Origin of the sequence: Actinoplanes sp. OR16 (assembly GCF_004001265.1) — a bacterium.
In the GTDB taxonomy this organism is placed as follows: domain Bacteria; phylum Actinomycetota; class Actinomycetes; order Mycobacteriales; family Micromonosporaceae; genus Actinoplanes.
In genome coordinates this window covers 812,891-831,373 of the sequence record NZ_AP019371.1, presented here as the reverse complement: position 1 = coordinate 831,373, position 18,483 = coordinate 812,891, and the positions used below count along the sequence as shown (strand labels likewise).

General features: G+C 71.2%; 12 protein-coding genes. 9 read left to right on the top strand and 3 right to left on the bottom strand.

Annotation, left to right across the window (positions count from 1 at the left end; all coding sequences use genetic code 11):
- Nucleotides 1–191: 191 nt before the first annotated feature.
- Together EP757_RS03700 and EP757_RS03695 are read right to left on the bottom strand one after the other, a co-directional pair.
- Complete coding sequence (locus tag EP757_RS03700; protein WP_127542805.1) at nt 192–1,235, bottom strand: CU044_5270 family protein; 1,044 nt, start codon at nt 1,233–1,235, stop codon at nt 192–194.
- 10 nt (nt 1,236–1,245) lie between these two features.
- Nucleotides 1,246–1,773 carry an RNA polymerase sigma factor gene (locus EP757_RS03695; protein WP_127542804.1) on the bottom strand — a complete coding sequence of 176 codons (528 nt, stop codon included), beginning with the start codon at nt 1,771–1,773 and terminating at the stop codon, nt 1,246–1,248.
- Between the two features lie 311 nt (nt 1,774–2,084).
- Between EP757_RS03695 and EP757_RS03690 the strand changes: the two genes are divergently transcribed.
- Together EP757_RS03690 and EP757_RS03685 are read left to right on the top strand one after the other, a co-directional pair.
- Complete coding sequence (locus tag EP757_RS03690; protein WP_127542803.1) at nt 2,085–2,660, top strand: peptidase inhibitor family I36 protein; 576 nt, start codon at nt 2,085–2,087, stop codon at nt 2,658–2,660.
- Nucleotides 2,661–2,674: 14 nt separating this feature from the next.
- Nucleotides 2,675–3,289 (top strand): peptidase inhibitor family I36 protein, encoded by a 615-nt coding sequence (locus EP757_RS03685; RefSeq protein ID WP_127542802.1) that lies wholly within the window; start codon nt 2,675–2,677, stop codon nt 3,287–3,289.
- Between the two features lie 222 nt (nt 3,290–3,511).
- Here the strand turns inward: EP757_RS03685 and EP757_RS03680 are convergent, their stop codons facing one another.
- Nucleotides 3,512–3,928, bottom strand: a complete 417-nt coding sequence (locus tag EP757_RS03680) for a hypothetical protein (RefSeq protein WP_127542801.1) — start codon at nt 3,926–3,928, stop codon at nt 3,512–3,514.
- A 384-nt stretch (nt 3,929–4,312) separates the two neighbouring features.
- Between EP757_RS03680 and EP757_RS03675 the strand changes: the two genes are divergently transcribed.
- Genes EP757_RS03675 through EP757_RS03645 form a run of 7 tightly spaced genes read left to right on the top strand, consistent with a single transcriptional unit; the run spans nt 4,313 to nt 18,470 of the window.
- Nucleotides 4,313–8,977 (top strand): type I polyketide synthase, encoded by a 4,665-nt coding sequence (locus tag EP757_RS03675; RefSeq protein ID WP_127542800.1) that lies wholly within the window; start codon nt 4,313–4,315, stop codon nt 8,975–8,977.
- 7 nt (nt 8,978–8,984) lie between these two features.
- Entirely contained in the window at nt 8,985–11,240 is a 2,256-nt protein-coding gene (locus EP757_RS03670; protein ID WP_127542799.1) for an MMPL family transporter, read from the top strand.
- 52 nt (nt 11,241–11,292) lie between these two features.
- A complete protein-coding gene (locus EP757_RS03665) occupies nt 11,293–11,778 on the top strand; it encodes a hypothetical protein (protein WP_127542798.1) in 486 nt (161 codons plus the stop codon).
- On the top strand, nt 11,778–13,142 hold the full coding sequence (locus EP757_RS03660; protein ID WP_127554068.1) for a hypothetical protein: 1,365 nt from the start codon (nt 11,778–11,780) through the stop codon (nt 13,140–13,142). The genes EP757_RS03665 and EP757_RS03660 overlap by 1 nt, the downstream gene beginning before the upstream one ends.
- Nucleotides 13,139–14,590: a VWA domain-containing protein gene (locus tag EP757_RS03655; protein WP_127542797.1), complete on the top strand. Its 1,452-nt coding sequence runs from the start codon at nt 13,139–13,141 to the stop codon at nt 14,588–14,590. Before EP757_RS03660 ends, EP757_RS03655 begins: the two co-directional genes overlap by 4 nt.
- Nucleotides 14,591–14,601: 11 nt before the next feature.
- Nucleotides 14,602–15,714, top strand: coding sequence for an AAA family ATPase (locus tag EP757_RS03650; protein ID WP_127542796.1), 1,113 nt, complete (start codon nt 14,602–14,604; stop codon nt 15,712–15,714).
- Complete coding sequence (locus EP757_RS03645) at nt 15,711–18,470, top strand: DUF5682 family protein (protein WP_127542795.1); 2,760 nt, start codon at nt 15,711–15,713, stop codon at nt 18,468–18,470. Before EP757_RS03650 ends, EP757_RS03645 begins: the two co-directional genes overlap by 4 nt.
- Nucleotides 18,471–18,483: the final 13 nt, after the last annotated feature.

The following is an 18,483-nucleotide window of genomic DNA, read 5'->3' as shown; positions in this document are numbered from 1 at the left end:
AGTGTGTCAGCTGGAAGCGCTGACCATTCCGGTCTCGTTTTGTTTTGCGCGACTTCGTCGCGCTAGGCGGGGGCTTCGCCACCCGCACCCCCACTGCCGGGTGTCCTCTCGCTGCCTGGTTGCTGTGGAACGCCTGAAACCCCGGCCCGGTACGGGGGTAGAGCCGGGCCGAGGTTTCAGGAGTCTTCTGGTCAGCCGGGTTGGTTCGTCTCTTCGGCTTTCAGGTAGAGCTCGTAGCTGATTACCGCTGGGAGTTTGACCGCCAGCTTGCCCGCGGTGGTTCGGAGTTCTTGTTCGTAGGTGAGCAGGGCTCCCGTGGTGGGGTCGATCAGCAGGGTGTAATGGGTGGGCAGGCCAGTGTGGTCGGAGACCAGGGAGAAGGCCTCGCCCTCGCGGTTCTGGCTGTCGGTCGCCGTGCCCTCATGGGTGAGGCCCTTCAGGGACGCCAGGATGCGCAGGACGTTGGCCCTGGTCGCCGGGGTCAGCGCGTTCTCGCGGGCCAGGTCGGTGATGGCCACGACCGTCTCGGCGGGGCCGTTCGTGGTGGGGTGGCCGATCGTCAGCCAGTTCTGCAGGGCCTTCAGGTCCGTGGGCGGCTCGTCGGACCACATCGCGGGGAACCGGCCTTCGGCGAAGGACTGCGTCGTGGGGGTGGTCTTCTCACCCGGAGAGCCGCTGTCCTCCCAGGCCTCGCGGTGGGCCTTCGAGGGGAAAGTGGGCGCGCCGAGGGTGGTGATGGTCGTGCCCGCGTCGTCGCCGGAGCGCCAGGACTCGGTTCGGGTGGGGATCACGGCCGAGGTGACCTGCTCGTCGTCGATGCGGCTCCAGAGACTCCAGCTCTCGGTCACCAGGTGGTCGTAGGCGCCGGCGGTGGCGGGGCTCTTCTCGGCGCGGGCGGCGATCGCGGTGAGGATCTCGGCTGCCGAGCCCGCGTCACCCGTCTTGGTGATCACGAGCGGGGCCGGGGTTGCGTTGTAGGCGAGGCTCGGGGACGCGGTCAGGGTGACGGCGGTGGCCACGGCGCCGGCCACCACCGCGGCGGCGGCTGAGCCCCAGGCCAGTTTGCGGGCCGCCCGGGGACTGCCGGCGCGGCGGGCGTGGCCGTGCCCGGCCGAGGCCAGGATGCGGCGCAGGTCTTCGGCGCGGGCCTGCTCGGGGACGACCGGCTGGGTGTGCGCGGCCGGGTCGAGCGGCTTCACCAGGGCGCGGGCTTCCGCAGCCATTCGGGTCAGCATGGGTGCTCCTTCAGTTCAGGCCGGGTTGCGCGAGCAGGGCGGTGGGCGCGGTGTGCGGGGTCATCTCCCGGCGTAACCGCCGGCGGGCCCGGTGCAGCCGCATGGCGAACGTCGCGAGGGAACATCCCGCCGCGGTCGCCGCGTCCCGCGTCGACAACTCCTCCCAGGCGATGAGCCGCAGCGTCTCCCGGTCGGTCTCCGGAAGCCGCTCGAACGCCGCGGCGAGGACGGCCGCCGACGTCACGTCATCGGCGTGGTCGGCGGCGGTGTCGTCGCCCGCGTGGCCTGCGACCTTCTGTTCGAGCTGCCTGCGCCGCTGTACGCCGCGCAGTTCGTTGGCGAGGACACGCCGGGCGACACCGTAGATCCAGGGCAGGGCGGGCTCGGGCACATCCCCGATCCGCCGCCAGATCACCACGAACACGTCGGCCACGACGTCCCGGGCTGCGACGTCGGAAGCGCGACGGACCACGTACCGCTCGACGTCGGTGTAGTGGCGCTCGTAGAGGGCCGTGAACCGTTCCTCGTCAGTCGTCATGCAAACCTCCTGCCCTGCTTGTGTCCGGCCGCCCTCGGGATATCACCGCCGATCTTTCGAACTCGTGAATTGACCCGGATCCCGATCATAAGTCGGGTTCGCCACTTCTTCGCCCAGCGCAAGATCACCACAAATCCCCGGTGACTCCACGCTATTTCCGGACACCGCGTCGCGCGATGACCTTGTGGTCGGCGGAGGTCGTTACCAGAAGGCGTCCGGAAGCGACAGTGCTTGTGCGTGAAAATCCCGGCACTTACCGTGACTGGCGTCAATAACCACTGTGACACGGGGGAATAGTGCGCTTACGGGGAATGCTGGCCGCTGCGGCCGGAATCGTGATGGCAATGTCGATCGCGCCGGCCGGCGCCGCTCAGGCGGCAGCCGGTTTCAGTGGCGTGGCGAAATTCAAGAACAGCACGATCGATCTCAAGAAGGACGGCTGGGGATCGGCGCAGACCTGCGTCGTCCGGTCCAAGACCGAGGTTCAGTGCTACGCCACCGCGGCCGAGGCGGATCGCGCACTCGGCTATGTCCGCACGAACGACCCGCTGGTCAAGGCTGCCCAGAAGCAGCGGGCCTCGGGTGTGTCGGCGCAGGCCGCGGCCGCTGACCCGCCCGCTTGCGCCAATGGCTGGCTCTGCCTCTGGGAGCACATCAACGGTGGCGGGCGCCGGCTCATCTTCAAGGACGAGTATTGGCAGAAACTCAGCGAATACGCGTTCGAGAACACTCTCTCGTCGTGGCGCAACAACCAGGGTGCGAACGACACCGGTGGCATTTTCGACGGCGCTTCCGGCGGATTCGGAACGCGGACTCTCTCCTCCAGCACCTATAACTCGAATGTCGGCGCGACGTTGAACGACAAAACCGATCAGGTTCTGGGCTGAAAGGGAGGGTGACAATGAGGAAGAACAGTTTCCGTATCGTCTTCGCGACCGTCGTGGCCGGCTTCCTGATCGCTCCGGCGAACGCGGCGCTGGCCGGAGTGCCGGCCCCGTCCGCGCCGCCGGCGGCCGTCACCGCCACGGCCGGCAAGGCGTCGAGCGGCAAGGGTCTCGCCACGTTCAAGGGCGCGACGATCGACCTCGCGAAGGGCTGGGGCGGCGCCCGGTCGTGCACCGTGAAGGGCCCGGGCGACGTGGAGTGCTTCGCGACCATCGCCGAGGCCGACGCAAAGTCCGGGTACAAGCGTGAGACCGACGCGCTGGTCGTGCGGGCGAAGGCCCGGGGCCTCGCGACCGCCGCGCTGCCGACCTGCGCGGACCGCTACCTCTGTCTCTACGAGCACATCAACGGTGGCGGCCGGCGTCTGCAGTTCGCCAACGAGTACTGGCAGAACCTCGACGACTACGGCTTCGCCAACACGATGTCGTCCTGGCGCAACAATTCGTACGCGGACGACCCGGGCAGCGTCCGGGACAAGGGCGGCAAGGGCCAGCTGGACATCTCGCCGCGGACGTACTCCTCGAACATCGGCACGTTCTGGAACGACACCGCCGACGAGGTGTACGGCTGAGAGCATCACACCGGCGCGGCGACGCGTCACCGAAGGCCGTCCGGGGTCCCGCCGGGCGGCCTTCGGCGTCACCCGGGAAGAACGGGGCGGTCAGCCGTACAAGGGAAGTGCGGAAAGCCCCGGCCCGGACCGGGCAGGGGCTGCGGGAACGGCGGCGGCCGGTGATCGGGGGGCTGAGGCTGGCCGATCACCGGCCGGGCTGCCGAGCGTGGCGGACCGAGGTCAGCCGATGCCGATGTTGTTGTGGGCGGCCACCGGGTAGTAGTACCGGTTGCCGTCGAAAACGGCGTCGTAGCCGTTGACGAGGAGGTTGGCCAGGGACTGCGGCGGCGGGATCGGGCCGTTGCGGCACTCGGCCCAGCCGTTGAGGTCCGTGGTCGCCTCGCACATCGGGAAGCGCTCGCCCGTCGTGACGAAGTTGACGATCAGGTTGGGGACGGGACGACCGCCGACCGTGATGAACCGGGCCTTCAGGCCGAGCGTCTCACGGGCGATGATGTCCATGGTGCCGTAGTACGCGGTCGCGATCAGACGCTGCCGCTGGAAGTTCGGTGCCGCCTGGGCGGGCGCCGGGTTGACGGCGACGAAAGCCGCTACCGCGGCCGCCGCGGCCAGCCACCGCTTGGTCGTTTGCTTCATGGCGCAGAAAGCTAGGCGGTCCGCAGCCGTTCGGCAAAACGCCGCACTCACGAGTAGTCAATCGCCACCGGAATGGGTAGAACTCCGTAACCTCTGCCGTGCCGGCGCGTTTCCCCGCGCGTCGACGATTTCCGCCGCGATGCCTGGAGAGGCGTCCCGGGCAAGTGTGCTGCGGATCATCGAACTCGCCCGACACCTTCCGATTCCCGCTCCGTTGAGTAGGAGTGCGTGTCGTGCGGAGGGGGGATCGAGATTGGTATCAGGAATGAATTGACAGACGTGATGAATTCGGGCGGGCAGTCGACGCATATTCCCAGCTCAGAGTGGGTCTGGTATGCGTAGGTCGCTGCCTGCTTTCCGGCCGGGCCGTCAGGCACCGTAAGCATGGGGACTTCAGTGGATATAGCGATCGTCGGCCTTTCTTGCCGTTTTCCGGGCGCTCGCGACGTTACCGAGTTCTGGGCCAACTCGTTGAACGCTGCCCACCAATTCCGGCCGGTTCCGGCGGACCGCTGGAATCACGAAACATTCTTCTCGACCGACTTCCGTGAGAAGTACGCGACATACACCGACCGGGTGGCTTTCATCCAGGACGTGGAGCGGTTCGCCGCCCTGCACCACCGCATTCCGCCGCGCCGGGCGAAGGCCATGGACCCGCAGCACCGGTTGCTCGTCGACCTGGCGCGCGAGGCCGTGCAGGACGCCGGCTGGGAGCGGAAGGGCGACTTCGACCGGGCCCGTACCGGGGTGTTCGTAGGGCTCAGCTCCTCCGACTACCGGGACATCGCCGGCGCCCGGGTCATCGCGACCATGCTGGCCGACGGCTCGCTGCCGGGCGGCGGGCACGACCCCGCACTGATCGAGGCGGTGGCGGAGGCCGCCGCCGCGATCGAGCCGGCGCAGTCCTTCTCGCTCGCCGGCAACCTGCTCAACATGGCGCCCTGCACGGTCTCCGAGCTGCTGGACCTGGGCGGCCCGGCGTTCGCCGTGGACGCGGCCTGCTCCTCGGCGATGGTGGCGCTGCACGAGGCGGTCAACCACCTGCGCTCCGGATCGTGCACCACCGCCCTGGTCGGCGGGGTGTTCATCAACATGACGCCGAGCGCGCTGATCGGCTTCTCCCGGGTGGGGGCACTCTCCGCGGCCGGTGTCTGCCGGCCCTTCGACACCCGCGCCGACGGCTTCGTGCTCGGCGAGGGCGGCGCCATCGCGGTGCTGCGCCCGCTGCAGGACGCCGTGGCCGCCGGCGACCGGGTCTACGCGGTGCTCAACGGCATCGGCACGGCGAACGACGGCCGTGGCGCCGGTCCGATGACGCCGAAGGCCGAAGGACAGGAAGCGGCGATGCGGGCGGCGTACCACGACGCCGGCCTCGAACCGGGCGCCATCGACTTCCTGGAGGCGCACGGCACCGGCACCTCGGTCGGCGACCGGGTCGAGGTCGAGGCGATCCGCCGGGTCCGCGAGGGCAGCACGAGCCGGCCCTGCTACCTCTCCTCCGGCAAGGCGATCATCGGGCACACGCTGCCGGCCGCCGGCGCCGCCGGGATCCTCCGCGCCTCACTGGCCCTGCACCACAGCACGGTCCCGCCCCAGCCGGCGATCACCGAGAACGCCGACCTGCCGCTGGCCGAGGCCGGCCTGCGGATCACGACCCGGCCGCGGGAGTGGCCGGAGGTGGACGGCGACCGGCGCCGCGCCGGTGTCAACTCGTTCGGGTTCGGCGGCACCAACGTGCACGCCGTGCTCAGCGAGGCGCCGGACCGGCAGACCGAGCCGGACGGCCCGGACGCGGACGGGCGGCCCTGGCTGGTGCTGGTCACGGCCGGCAACACGGAGCTGCTCTCCTCGTACGCCGAACGCCTTTCCACGATGGTCTCCACCGACCCGGCCCTGACGCCCGCCGCGGTGGCCCGGACGATGGCCACCCGCCAGGCGCTCCCGGCACGCCTCGCCGTCATGTGCCGGACCCGGGCGGAGCTCGCGGCCCGGCTCGCGCTCGCCGCGCAGGAGCTCTCGGCCGGAACCCTGGGCCGGCTCGGGCCGGGCCTATACGCCTCGGCCGCGCCGCTCGACGAGGAGGGCCGCAAGCTCGCCTTCCTCTTCCCCGGGCAGGGTTCGCTGCGCCCCGGCGTGCTGCGTGACCTGGTGGAACGCTTCCCGGTCTTCGCCCGGTACGCAGGACCGCTCGCCGAGACCGTCGACAAGCGCACCGGCGTCGCCGTCTCCGATCTGCTCTGCGAGAACCCGGGTCCGGGCGCCGAGGAGCAGGTCAGCGCGACCCGGATCTGCCAGCCCGGCCTCGGTGTCACCGGCATCAGCATGACCCGGCTGCTCGCCGACTGCGGCGTCACGCCGGACGTCGCCCTCGGGCACAGCGTCGGCGAGCTGGTCGCGGCCGTCGCCGCCGGCGCGCTCAGCCCGGAGGACGGCCTGGACTTCCTGATCGAGCGCGGCGCCGCGGTGACCGCCGGTCAGGAGCCGCCGCCCGGGACGATGGCCGCGATCAAGGCCGACGCCACCACCTTCGAGGAGCTGCGTTCCGGCATCCGGGGTGTCTGGGCGGGCTGCTACAACCACCCGGCGCAGACCGTCGCCAGCGGTCACCGCGATGCCGTGGCGCACCTGGTGGAGCGGTGCCGCACCCGGGGTGTACCGGCCGTCGAGCTGCGGGTGTCGCACGCCTTCCACTCGCCGCTGCTGGCCGAGGTGGACGACCGGGTCGCCGCGTACGCCGCCGGTCTCGCGGTACGGACCCCGGCCGCACGGTTCGTGTCGAGCGTCGATGCGAAGGCGCCGGCCGAGCCCGGCACGCTGCGCGAGCTGTGGGGGCGGCAGACGTCCTCGCCGGTGTTCTTCCGCGACGCCGTCGACACGGCGGTCGAGGCGGGCGCCCGGATCCTGGTGCAGGTCTCCTCCGGGGACGCCCTGCTCGGCATGGCCGCGCAGATCCCGTCGTCCGCGCCGCTCGACAAGATCACCCTGATGCCGGCCGAGCCGGACGGCGGATATGCGCTGCTCGAAGGCCTGGGACGGCTCGCCGTCGCGGGTGTGCCGGTGGACCTGACCCCGCTCTTCGCGGGCCTCGGCGTACCGCTGCTGACGCTGCCGCCGTCGCCGCTCGCCACCCAGCACTACTCGATCCGCCGCGCCGCCCGTGAGGACGGGCCGCGGCGGGCCGCCACCCGGGCGGGCCGTCCGGCGGCCGTGGCCGTGCCGGCGGCACAGATCGCCGAGATCGAGGTCCGCGAGCCTGCGCGCGTGGCGCTGCCGGTCGCCAGAAGGAATGGAGATTCGACGCCAGTGAACGACGTCATTTCGCTGATGCGGGAGCAGCTCGAGGTCCTGCGTGGTCTCGGTACCACCCCTCAGCTGCCCGTTGGTCCTGTTTTTCAGGAGAAGCCGGCGATCGAGGCCGCGCCGGAGCCCCGCGTTGCGGTCCCCGCGCAGAAGGCCGTGCAACACGACGGCGGGCAGATCGTGTCCGAGATCGCGGTGATGATCGGCAAGATCTCCGCGTACCCGTCCGACCTGGTCCGCGCGGATCAGACGTTCAGCGCCGACCTGGGCTTCGACTCGATCATGACAGCCGAGCTGGTCTCCGCGGTGAAGCGCCGCTGGCCCGACCTGGAGCTGGACCCGGCCGAGGTGTTCGAGGTGACCACCGTCGGTGAGCTTGCTCAGGTGCTGTCGGCGGCCCTCGGCGGGGCATCGGCCCCGGCGCTCACACCGTCAGCCGCCGCGACGCCGGCCCCGGCGCACGCCGCACCGGCTCACGCGGCGCCGGTCGTCGTGTCGCCCGAGCGTTCCCTGGTGGCGCCGCCGCGCAAGGAGGTCGCCGATGTGGCCTACCTGCCCGAGGTCGTCGAGTTCCAGCGCCGGGGCGTCATGCTCGACCGGGTCGGCGTCACCAACCCGTACTACCTGGTGCACGACAGCGTGATCGGCCGGGGCACCAAGGTCGGCGGCCGTCAGCTGATCTCCTTCTCCAGCTACAACTACCTCGGCCTGACCGGGCACCCGATGGTGGCGTACGCGGTGAAGGAGGCCGTCGATCGGTACGGCTCCTCGGTCTCCGCGGCCCGCATCCTCTCCGGCAACCGGGCGCTCCACGACGAGCTGGACCGGGCCCTCGCCGAGCTGGTCGGCGCCGAGGACGCGATCACCCTGATCGGCGGGCACTCCACCAACGTCAGCGTGATCGGCCACCTGGTCGGCCCGGACGACCTGATCGTGCACGACGCGCTCGCCCACGACAGCATCCTGCAGGGCTGCCGCCTCTCCGGCGCCAGCCGGCAGCCGTTCGCCCACCAGGACTACGCGGCCCTGGACGCGTTGCTGACCCAGACCCGGGACCGGTACCGCCGGGTGCTGATCATCGTCGAGGGCGTCTACAGCATGGACGGCGACATCTGCGACCTGCCGGCCCTGATCGCGCTGAAGAAGAAGCACGGCGCGCTGCTCATGGTCGACGAGGCGCACAGCATCGGCGTGCTCGGCGCCCGGGGCGGCGGTGTCGGCGAGCACTTCGGCGTGAACCGGGCCGACGTGGACGTCTGGATGGGCACCCTGTCCAAGTCGCTGGCGAGCTGCGGCGGGTACATCGCCGGCCGGCACGAGCTGATCGAGTACATGCGGTACACGCTGCCCGGCTTCATCTTCAGCGCCGGGATGAGCCCGGCGAACGCGGCCGCCGCGCTCGCCGCCCTGCACATCCTCCGCGAGGAGCCGCAGCGGCTGGCCGCGCTGCACAACAACTCCGCGACCTTCCTGCGGCTGGCCCGGCAGGCCGGCGTGGACACCGGGACGAGCGAGGGCACCCCGGTCGTCCCGGCCATCACCGGCGACTCGATCAAGGCGCTGCGGCTCTCCGACACGCTGCTGAAGAACGGCGTGAGCGCCAACCCGATCCTCTACCCGGCGGTCAAGGAGAAGCTGGCCCGGCTGCGGTTCTTCATCACCGCCGAGCACACCACGGAGGACATCGAGAACACCGTGGACCTGCTGGCCCGCCACCTCGACCCGGCGACAATGCCACAGCCCGCGTGAGCTCACGATGACATCGGTTACCCCTCGGCCGGCGGCGAAGACCGCCCGGCCCACCGCGACCACCGGCCCGGCTACCGGGCCGGTGGTCCGGCTCGTCATGCGCCGCCCCAGGTCGGTGCTGGTCGTCGCGATGCTGCTGGCGGTGGCCGCCATCGTCTTCAGCGGTGACCTGATCGGATCGCTCAAGACCGGGGGCTTCGACGACCCGAGTTCGGAGTCGGTCCGCGGGCGGCACGGGCTGGCGCAGCACTTCCACGCGGCCGATCCGAACCTGGTCGTGATGATCTCCAAGCCGTCCGGTTCGGTCGACGACGATGACGTCGTCGCGCGGGCCTCGGAGATCTTGGAGCGCCTGTCCGGCACGCCCGGTGTGACGGTGGTGGGCGCCTATTGGAATCCCCGGAAACCCGTTCCTCAGCTGGCCGGTCGCGACCATGACAAAGGGGTCATCCTCGCGCGTGTCGACGGTGACGAGGACGTCAGCGCGCGTCGCGTTTCCGATTTACACGATCTATCAGGGCGATTCGGTACGGTCGAAGTCTCGTTCGGTGGCCTGACCCAGGTCAACAATGACATCAACGAGCAGGTCACCACCGATCTCGCGCACGCCGAGGCGATCGCGATCCCCATCACTCTCGTGCTGTTGCTGCTGGTCTTCGGCACGGTCTGGGCAGCCGGGGCGCCGCTGCTGATCGGGATCTTCTCGATCCTCACCACCCTCGGCACGCTGCGCCTGCTGGCCGTCTTCACCGACGTGTCGGTCTTCGCCGTCAACATGGCGACGGCGCTCGGGCTCGGCCTGGCCGTCGACTACAGCCTGCTGTTCGTCTCCCGCTACCGGGAACAGCGGCTCCGCGACACGGACAAGTTCGCCGCGCTGGCCACGACGATGCGCACGGCCGGGTCCACCGTCGTGTTCAGCGCGGCCACCGTGGCGGTCGCGCTCTGCAGCCTGCTCGTCTTCCCGCAGTACTTCCTGCGCTCGTTCGCCTACGCCGGCATCGCCGTGGTGATCGCCACGGTCTGCGCCGCCCTGATGGTCCTGCCGGCCCTGCTCGTGCTGCTCGGCGACCGGATCGACAAGTGGCCGGTGCTGCGCCGCCGCACGTCCGCGGGCGGCCATGCGCCGTTCTGGGGGCGGGTCGCCGGCCACGTGATGCGCCGGCCGTTCCTGACCGCGGTGCCGGTGATCCTGGTGCTGCTCGCCCTGGCCGCGCCGTTCACCCACATCAAGTTCGGCATCGCCGACGACCGGGTGCTGCCGAAGGAGGCGGAGAGCCGGGTCGTCGCCGACGCGATGCGTACCGAGTTCGCCGGCACCGGCAGCGGGGCCACCGTCGTCGTGGCCGAGCGGTGGGGGACCGGGACGAACGGCATCGGGCGGGCCGCCGTGTACGCGGCGCGGCTCTCCCGCGTCGACGGAGTCGCCCGGGTGGACAGCATGGCGGGGGCGTACGTGCACGGGACCGCCGTGCCCGGTGCGATGAGCGCGCACCCGCGCACGTTCGCCTCGGGGAAGTGGGCGACCTACTTCTCGGTGCTCAGCGACGTGGAGCCGTACTCCGCGAAGGGCGCCGAGCTGGCCCGGGCGATCCGGGCCGTGCCGGTGCCGGCCGAGGTGCCGGTGATGGTGACCGGACCGGCCGCGCAACTGGTCGACATCACCGCCTCGATCGGGGGCCGGCTGCCGCACGCGCTGATCCTGATCGCGATCACCACGTTCGTGCTGCTCTTCCTGCTGACCGGCAGCGTCCTCCTGCCGATCAAGGCGCTCGTCTTCAATCTGCTCACGATGAGCTCGGTCTTCGGCGTGGCCGTCTGGATCTTCCAGGACGGCCATCTCGCCGGGGTGCTCGGCTTCACCGCGACGCCGCTCACCGTGGCGATCCCGGTGCTGCTGTTCTGCGTGGCGTTCGGGCTGTCGATGGACTACGAGGTCTTCGTGCTGTCCCGGGTGATCGAGCGGCATCGGCAGGGGGCCGACCTGCGTACGGCGGTGGTGGAGGGGCTGTCGCACAGTGGCCGGGTGATCAGCGCGGCGGCGGCCATCCTGTCCGTGTCGTTCCTGGCGATGCTCGTCTCCGGGGTGTCGTTCATCCAGTTCTTCGGCCTCTGCGCCGCGCTCGCGATCATCCTGGACGCGCTTCTGGTGCGCCCGGTGCTGGTGCCGGCGTTCATGCGTCTGCTGGGCCGGTGGAACTGGTGGGCGCCGAAGCCGCTGCGGGCCCTGCACGCACGGATGGGCCTGCGCGAACACCACTGAGGCGCGAGGGGTCCGGCGTTTTTGTCGGACCCCTCCGATACAACTACGCCTCATGAGCATCCCCTACGAGCGCCGCAGCGCGGCCCCGGTCATCGAGCCGGTGCGGCCGCGCAAGCTGGCCAAGGTGCCTTTCCTGGAGCTCGCCGAGGGCCGGCTGCAGGGAGTGGTGTCGAGCGGCTCCGACGTCTCCCGGGTCTACGTCTCCTCGATCACCGCGGGCGATCACGGCCTGAGCTGCAACACGAACAACAACCGCCCGTGCGGCGGCCTGAGCGGGTCCTACCCGTGCAACCACCTGCGCTCGCTGCTCGCCGAGGCCACCTTGCAGTACGGCGCCGATCGGGTCGCGCGCTACCTGCGGATCGAGGTGGCCGACGGCGCCGACCTGATCACCGGTCTGCACCCGGTCGCCGCCCCCAACCGGGCGGCCGAGGTGTTCAGCAGCTTCCTGCGCCACCTGTCCTATCTGGAGCTGCCGCCCACCACCGATCCGCTGCCCGAGCTGCACTGGTTCCCGGCCGCGGGGGTGGCGCGATGATGCTCGCCGACGCTCTCCGCAGCCGGCCGTCCGGTCTGGCCGAGGCGCTCGCCCTGACCGACGGCCTCGACGACGCCCTCGTCCACGGCCTGGCCCGCATCGACGAGGAGCGCGCCGCGTCCCTCGAGGCGCTGACCGTGGCGTTCGCCGGCTCGCCGCTCGCCGAGCGGGTGACCGACTCGATCGGCAAGATCATCGCCGGGACGGTGACCGACGAGCACCTGGCAGTGCTGGCCGGCTGCCGCGCTGCCCTGTTCGGCGCTGTACACGACGCGCTGCTCGCCCCGTTCGGCCGCGAGCGGCTGCCGTCACCGGCCCCGGTGACCGGCCCGGTCCTGGTCGCCGGGGGCAGCCGGTCCTGGCTGCGGGAGCTGGCGATCGCCGGTTGGCGCGGGGTCGACCACGAGCTGGCCGCGGCCGGTTCGCCGGCCGTGCAGGCGCTGCTCGCCGACCCGGCAGCCGGTCGTCTCGCGGTCCTGCTCGACGGGTTCGCCGCCGAGCTGCGGGCCGCCGCCCCGGTCGCCACGCTGGACCGGGTCCCGGTCCGCCGCTGGGCCGACCTCTGGTCCCGCGCCCTGCTGCTCTCGCAGGACGCCGGCCCTACCCGGGGTGCTTGGCCGGCGCAGCCCGGCGAGCCCGTCGACGGCCGGTTCCTGCTCCTCGGCGCCGACCTGCACGAGCACCCCACGGTCTTCCGGGTCCAGGCGCACGGCCTGCTGGAGACGGCAGGGGGAGAGGTGCGGCTGGTGCGCGTCTCGGTGGCCGCGCCCAAGGTCGAGACCATCACCGGCCCGGCCGCGTGGCGGATGCTCACGGCGTTCCCGGTCCTGCGGGGCGTGCTGGCCGGCCACCTGTCGGCCCAGGTCAACGGCCTGACGCTGATCGGCGGCGACCTGATCTGGGACGAGTCGCGGGTCACCCCGGGCGAGCCGGCCGATCCGTTCGCGACCGCCCGGGTGCTCCTCGGCGACGCGACCGCCGCGTCCGTCCCGCCGCTCGACCGTCACCCGGCGCTGATCGCCGAGCCGGTCCTGCTGGAGGGTTACACGCCCGGCACCGACGCGTTCGACCTCGACGGCGTCACCCTGCCGGTCGACCTCGACCGGCTGCCCGCCGCGGGTCCGATCACCCCGGCCCTGGTCGCCGCGTCCACCACCTGCATCGGCCTGCTGCGCTGGGACGCCGGCCGGTGGTCGGTGCAGCCGCTCGCCGTGCAGGCGACGGTGAAACGCAAGGCGGTCACGGCGTCCACCGCCGACTGGGCGCTCGGCCCCACCGAGGCGAAGGCCGCGAAGGCGGAGGCGGCCGCCGGCACGGCAGTCGACGTGCTGCGCGAGCGAGCGGGAAGGCTGCTGCGCAAATGACCACAGCGGAAAACCGGCGTCAGGTCCTCTACTGGCGACTGCTGGCTAGGCTCTTCGACCCCGACGAGCAGCCCGCCCTCGAGTCCGGGAGCGTGGCGATCGTCGACGATCTCGGCCTGCCCGCCGCCCTGCTCGACCCGTCCGTCTCGGTGGACACCGTGGTGCAGCGGTTCCCGCAGCTCGAGGCGGAGTTCGAGGGCCTGCTGAGTGGCGCCTCGGACGAGAGCGGCGCCGGCGACGAGGTCCGTCGTGCCGCCCTCGTCTCCAAGCTGCTGCTCAACGTCTTCGGCACCGGTCAGGGCAACGTCACGGCGGGTCAGCTGGCTCGCTGGCAGGCCGATGCCGGCTGGTTCGAGCGGGCGCTCGGCTGCCGGCCCGGCACGCTGCGCGGACGTGCGGCGGGTGGGCATCCCGTGCCGGGCGGCGGCTCCGGGAACGGCGGCTCCGAAACCGGCGGCTCCGAAACCGGCGGCTCCGGGGACGGCGACTCCGGGAACGGCTCCGGCAACGGTGGCGGGAGCGCCGCCGGGACCCGGCCGGGCAGCGGCTTCCCCGTCGACCTCGGGCCGTCCCTGGCGGCGATCGAGGCCGACCTGGTGAGCCGGATGCGGCTGCGGGAGGTGCTCGCCGATCCCAAGCTGGCGAAACAGCTCACTCCGAGCATGTCCCTGATCGAGCAGTTGCTGCGCGACAAGGACAATCTGGACGGTGTGGCGCTCGCCAACGCGAAAGCGCTGATCCGCCGGTTCGTCGACGAGGTCGCCGAGGTCCTGCGCACCCAGGTGGCGCAGGCCAGCACCGGCACGATCGACCGGTCCATCCCGCCGAAACGCGTCTACCGCAACCTCGACATCGACCGCACGATCTGGAAGAACCTGCCCAACTGGGACCCGGAGGAGGAGCGCCTCCTCGTCGACCGGCTCTACTACAAGCAGACCGCGAAACGGATCACCCCGGCCCGGCTCATCGTGGTGGTCGACCAGTCCGGCTCGATGGTCGACGCGATGGTGAACTGCACGATCCTCGCCTCGATCTTCACGGGCCTGCCGAAGGTCGACGTGCATCTGGTCGCCTACGACACCCGGGCGCTCGACCTGACGCCGTGGGTGCACGACCCGTTCGAGGTGCTGCTGCGGACGAAACTGGGCGGTGGCACCGACGGCACCGCCGCACTCGACCTGGCCCGGCCCAAGATCACGGATCCGCGCAACACGGTCGTCGTCTGGATCTCCGACTTCTACGAGTGGAAGGAGCAGGCCGTCTTCGACGGGATGGCCGCCATCCACCGCTCCGGCGCCCGCTTCATCCCGGTCGGCTCGGTGAGCAGCGGCGGGCAGCAGAGCGTCAATCCCTGGTTCCGCCAGCGCTTCAAGGACCAGGGCACCCCGGTCCTGTCCGGCCGCATCGCCAAGCTCGTCGCCGAGCTCAAGAACTTCCTCGCCTTCTAGGAGACATCCCCATGACTGACATGCTGCGCGCCCCCGCCGAGATCAAGTACGCCGAGGAGCTCGACTGGCTGGAGTCGATCGACGACGGGCCGAAGCCGTTCTCCTGGCGGCTCAGCCCCAAGATGGTGCGCCTGTTCATCCTCGGCTCGGAGCGCGCCGACGGCCTCGACCGCGAGATCAGCCCGAAGTGGTTCGGCGACCGCAGCTTCGTCGAGCGGTCGATCGTCACCCTCGCCTCCGACCGCGGCCTGCTGCTGATCGGCGACCCGGGCACCGGCAAGAGCTGGCTCGCCGAGCTGCTCGCCGCCGCGATCAGCCGCAACTCCACGCTCGTGGTGCAGGGCACCGCCGGTACCACCGAGGACCACATCAAATACTCGTGGAACGTCTCGATGGTGATCGCGAAAGGCCAGTCCCGCGCCTCGATGATCCCGTCGCCGATCATGACGGCGATGGAGAACGGGGTGATCGGCCGCTTCGAGGAGCTGACCCGGTCGACGAGCGACGTGCAGGACGCGCTCATCTCGATCCTGTCCGAGAAGTACGTCTCGATCCCCGAGCTCGACTCCGACAACATCGTCTTCGCGAAGCCCGGCTTCTCGATCATCGCTACCGCGAACAGCCGGGACCGGGGTGTCAACGACCTGTCCTCCGCGCTGAAGCGCCGGTTCAACTTCGTGCGCATCCCGGTGGTGACGAACAAGAAGAGCGAGGCGGAGATCGTCCGATTCCGGACGGAAGAGCTGCTCCGCCGGCACAACATCGAGCTCGAGGTCCCGCCGACCCTGCTCGACGTGCTGCTCCAGAGCTTCGCCGACCTGCGCGCCGCGGCCGGCTCCGCGACGAGCGACGACGAGCGGCTGGAGTCGGCGCTCTCCACGGCCGAGCAGATCGGCGTGCTGGAGGACGCGATCCTGCACAGCAACTTCTTCGGGGCCGCGACGCTCACCGCCGAGGCGCTGGCCGGCTCGCTCGTCGGCTCGCTGGCCCGGCGCAGCCCGGAAGACCTGGCAATCCTGAACAAATACTGGCACGGCGTGGTCGAGCCGCGCAGCCGGGAGAACGGCGGCGAGTGGGACGGCTTCCTCGAGGGCGGCCGCCAGGCGATCGCGACCCTCTCATGAGCAGCCCCTTCGACTCGCTGCGGGAACAACTGCTGGGCGCGGCCGAGGAGCTGGCCGGCGGCCCGGCGGCGCTGCCGGAGATCCTCGCCGGGATGGTCGACGACGTCGCGTTCGCGCTGCGCGAGCCGCTGGAGATCTTCCCGGTCTGCCACCACTCGCCGGCCTCGGCGCTGGCGATGGCCCGCCGGCTGCGCGAGAAGCAGCCGAAGGTGATCTACCTGGAACTCTGCGAGGATCTGGCCCCGCTCCTCACCGAGCTGCGCAACTGCCGGCTGCCGGTCGCGCTCCAGGCCTTCGCCTCCGAACTGGACGGATTCCCGGTCGAGTCGGCGCCGCTCAGCGTGGTCGCGCCGATCACCGAGGCGTCCGCCGAGTACCAGGCGATCGCCTACGCGCTGGAGACCCCGGGCGTGGAGCTCGTGCTCGTCGACAGGTCCACCGACCACGTCTTCCAGTGGCAGCCGTCGGTGGAGGCGCACTTCGCCGGGGAGCCGGAGGACGATCTGCACGGCGACGCGGTCGGGGTGGAGATCGGCGATCTGCGGCCGCGCTTCGCCGAGCTGGAGGAGCACCTGCTGCACCACGGCCGGGTCCGGCACTGGTCGGAGTGGTGGGACCAGTACGTCGAACAGCCCCTCGCCGGCGCCGACCACGAGACGTACCGGCAGGTCATGGTGATGGTCGGCAGCCTCTTCCGCCGGCTCGCACCGCACGACTCACGGCGCTTCGCGACCGATGAGGACCGCGAGCGGTTCATGTGGACCCGGATCCGCGAGCACCTCGCGTCGTCCGGCGCCGACCGGGCCGACTGCCTCTTCGTCTGCGGCGCCTTCCACGCGTCGAGCCGGGTTCCGGAGGCGGGCTCGGAGCCGGGCACGCCGGACTTCCCGATCACCGAGCCGACCGCGACGAAGTGGCTCTACGGGCTGATCCCGTCCAGCCACTCGGCGATCGAGGCGCAGTTCGGCTTGGCGCCCGGCTCGGTCTCGATCGCGGCGGCGGGCTGGCAGAAATCCCTTCTCCGTACGAAGGTGCGCCCGTTCGCACTGGCCGGCCAGAAAGGCGGCCGCGCGAAGAAGAAGACCCCGGCGCCGGCGGTCACCGCTCCGGCCGGGCCGGTCACCGACCAGCTCAGCGACTACCTCTCCGGTCCACCGGCGCTCGACGGGCTGGACGAGGAGGAGCTGCGCGGCTGGTGCGTCGACATCGTCCGGCTGGCCCGCCGCAACGGTTACCTCGCGAGCACCGCCGACGCGATCGCGGTCTTCGAGACGTCGGTGCTGCTGGCCGGGATGCGGGGGCGGCGGCGGCCGACACCCTACGACTTCCAGGACGCGGCGGTCACCTGCATCGAGAAGGACGCCGTTCCGGGGCGGCGCGACGTACGCCGGCTCTGCGAGATCCTGCTGGGTGGCGACCGGATCGGCCAGGTGGGCTACGACGCCCTGCCCCCGCTGGCCCGCGACGTCCACGACCGGCTGGCCCCGCTCGGCCTCAACCTCGAACAGCGGACGATCCAGCGCGCCCTGCTCGACCTCGCCGCCCGCCCCGAGCTGGCCGCCTGCTCGCAGATGCTCTGGATGCTGCGGTACCTGCTTCCCGACCAGGCGGTTCGGCCGATCATGGGCTCGCGGCGGCTCGGTGAGAAGCACATCCAGGAGAGCTGGGATCTCGACCTCGGCCGTCACCAGCGGACCGTCATCGAGCTCGGCTACGAGGGCGTCACCGTCGAGCAGGTGCTGGAGCAGCGCCTGCGCCGGTCCGCCTGGGACCCGAAGGCGACGGCCGCGACGGCGCTCAAGGCCGTCGAGGACTCACTGCTGTTCCTGCAGAGCCCGCGGCTGACCGAGGAGCTCGGCGCCCGGGCGGTGGAGCTGCTCGCCGCCGAGCGCACCGTCGACGAGGCGCCGGCCGTGCTGCGCCGGATCCGCCGGCTGATGGCGCACTACCGCGCGACCCGGCCGGTGCTGCCGGGGTGGTGCGAGCGGTTCGTGACCGAGGGGTACGCGCACTACTGCACCCTGCTGCCGACCGCCTTCGTCGACGAGGACACCGGGGTGCGGCAGGTCGGGGCGATGCTCGGGTTCCTGTTCAGCATGGAGAGCCTGGCGTTGTCGCTGGGCTGCGACCGGACGCAACTGGAGCTCGCGGTCCGGCAGTCGCACCCGGAGACGCCCGCGAAGCTGGCCCTGCTCTGGTCCGCCCGGCACCAGCTCGGCGACCTCCCGCTGGCCGATCTGCGTGTTCGGGTGGACGAACTGCTCGGCAACCCGCTCGTGGTGCCGGCGTTCCCGCAGTACGTGAGCGGGTTCGTGCAGGCGCTCGAACCGGTTCCGCGGCTGGCGCCGTTCGTGGTGGAGACGCTGTCGAAGGCGTTCGGCCGGTTGCCCGACCCGGTGCTGCTCCCGTGGCTGCCCACTCTGATCACCACCCTGAAAGCGCAGGCGGCCGAGCTGGTGCCGGTGCTGACCAGGGAGGCGGGCCGGACCTTCCCCGGCGCCCTGCCCGCGATCGACTCGTGGACGCCGCCGTGGCATGCCCGCCCCGCTGCCCCACCCCGGGCGGATCGTCCGGGATCGGCCGGCAGTCCGGCGTTCGCGCTGCTGGCAGCCCACCCCGGCACGACGGACTCGCTGGCGGCGCTGCTCGGCTGCGAAGGAGAGTGGTCCGCGCCGGTCGAGTCGGACGTGGTGGCGGCGCTGCTGGCTGCCTACCCGGAGACGGCGGAGGCGGTGACCGGCCTGATCACCGCCTGAGGAGGCTGGGGCC